This is a genomic window from Borrelia crocidurae (assembly GCF_000825665.2).
Classification (GTDB): Bacteria; Spirochaetota; Spirochaetia; order Borreliales; family Borreliaceae; genus Borrelia; species Borrelia duttonii.
This window is the reverse complement of the sequence record NZ_LN609267.1, coordinates 917,690-920,157: the sequence shown is the minus strand read 5'-3', so window position 1 is coordinate 920,157 and position 2,468 is coordinate 917,690. Positions and strand designations below refer to the sequence as shown.

Annotated in this window: 2 protein-coding genes; both read right to left on the bottom strand. The window is 29.7% G+C overall.

The window, feature by feature from the left end; genetic code table 11:
- Positions 1–556: 556 nt before the first annotated feature.
- Positions 557–778: a Vsp/OspC family lipoprotein gene (locus BN1173_RS04875; protein WP_040236894.1), complete on the bottom strand. Its 222-nt coding sequence runs from the start codon at positions 776–778 to the stop codon at positions 557–559.
- 221 nt (positions 779–999) lie between these two features.
- On the bottom strand, positions 1,000–2,322 hold the full coding sequence (locus BN1173_RS04355) for an NCS2 family permease (RefSeq protein ID WP_040236892.1): 1,323 nt from the start codon (positions 2,320–2,322) through the stop codon (positions 1,000–1,002).
- Positions 2,323–2,468: the final 146 nt, after the last annotated feature.

Sequence of the window (2,468 nt, the reverse complement as noted above, 5' to 3'; positions counted from 1 at the left end):
GGGAAAGAATAAAATACTCTAAGAATAGTGTAACTTTTTCTAGTCAATCTGCTACTGCTTTTTCTAATTATTACATCCAATATTCCTAATACCTTATTTATACCTCTAAATACTTCTTTCACTGTTTCTTATTTATCTCACTTTCTTTTTTTGATTTTAATTTATTTAAAACACTTCCTCTTATTTCTATACAAATAGAGATAATTAAATTAACAATCTTTCAATAAAATAAAGCTAAGAACATTAGCTCTTAACCTAAGTTATTCTTCTGATTACTTACCTTCTAATTAAGACTAACCAAATTTAAAAAATTCATATCTCTAAGTTTAAAATTTAGCAAAAATTGTAAACTCCGAAATTGCAAAGATTGATTCATTAAGTTTTATAAATTTCTCAGCTCCTTTAGTTTATCAATATTATCTCGATTTATAGATTTCTTTTTTGCATCATCATCACTAGACCCGCTTTACCAAGTAATTGTCTTTTTATTTTTTTAAAAAAGCCTCTGTTTCGATCTTCACATCAGAAACTTTAACTCTCATTTCACTTAAAACTTTTAGCTGCTGTTTACTCTAATAAAAGAGTCCAATTTAACTTTCATATCCACCATTACCTGAAAACATCCTCCGTACAGTACAAGCAATAAGCCATTCTGACTAACCACAGCACCAAGTGTATCGTTGATTCTGAATTTACTTCCAATAGCTTTAGTCAGTTCGTCAACCAAATTAACTAAAGTATGAAATTCCTTCATGTTCCCAGCAAATTCAAACCGCATCTTTTATCTTTTTACTTACTCGCATTCAAATCAATCACTATCCCATATACCTTTGTTACTTGACTTTGCCCTTTTACTACTCCATTATTACATTTCATCATCAAACAAATCAATACTAAAAAATTTTAAGCTCATACTTTTCGTCCAAAATTGACTCATTACATATGATTCTTTTAAGTAGTCAATATTTCTATTCACAATTATATTTGATTATTAAAACCCTAACTAGAAAGCAATAATTTCAAAACAAAAACACAAGACAATACAATTATGATAGGAGACACACTGACATATTCTTTCCTAAAAAAACCATATAACACACTTATAATCACATAAAAAATTATCCCTATTCCTATACCCACAGCTATACTATAAGTTAGAGGAATTAAAAATAATATTAAAAAACTTGGAATAGCTTCTCTCATATCTGAAAAATCAATATTTTTTATTTCCTTACACATAAAAAATCCCACATATATTAAAGCAGCTGATGTAGCACCAGTAGGAACAGCAATAAACAAAGGTGCAAAAAATACCGATAATATAAATAAAGTACCTGTAACAACTGACGTAAATCCTGTTTTGCCTCCCTCTGCAATGCCTGTTGAACTTTCAATATAAGTAGTCACAGGAGATACTCCTAACAAAGCTCCAAAAGTTGTAGCAACAGCATCAACTAATAATATTTTATTAGCATTACGTATCTTACCTTGACTATCAACCAAATTACCCTTTGACGCAACTCCTACCAAAGTCCCAATAGTATCAAATAAATCATTAAATAATAAAATAAATACTATAAAACAAAAACTCCAAAAATTTTTACCCAACACATATGCAAAACTCAATTTATTAAATATAGGTGCAACTGATTCATATCTTAAAAAACCATCTGGCAACCTAATACCCATATTTAAAGCAGCATTTCTATCAAAAAGAGCATAACACCATGCTATTAAAGTGGTCATACAAATTGACAATAAGATACTTCCTCTAACACCCTTCATCTCAAAAACACATATTAAGACAAAACCTAACAATGTAATCAAAACTTGTAAATCCATAAAATTACCAATACCAATTAACGTAGACTCATTCCTAACAATGATCTCACTATTAACGAAACCAATAAATGCAATAAATAAACCTATACCAACAGTAATCGCACACCTTAAATTCCCTGGTATAGCATTTACAATCTCTTCACGCATTCCTGACAGAGACAAAACAACAAAAATAATACCCTCAATAAAAACTGCTCCCAAAGCTATTTCCCAAGGTATATTCATTCCTTTTACAACAGAAAACGCAAAAAACGCATTAATACCCATCCCCGATGCCAATGCTAAAGGAGTATTTGTATAAAATCCCATAAAAATGGTAGCAAATCCAGCCGTTAAACATGTAGCTGTTACCAATGCTCCTATAGGCATCCCTGCATGAGAGAGTATATAAGGATTAACAACTATTATATATGCCATACTTAAAAACGTTGTAATTCCGGCAATTATTTCTCTTTTGTAATCAATCTTGTCTTTTTTCATAACATTTTAACGCTCCTTTACAAAACATACATACACATTTCCTTCCAAACATTTAAAAATACAAATTTTTATAGCATTTTCTTATGAAGAAGATGATAATGATAAAAAAACAGTAGAAGCTAAATTAGAAGCTAAAGCAGAAGCTG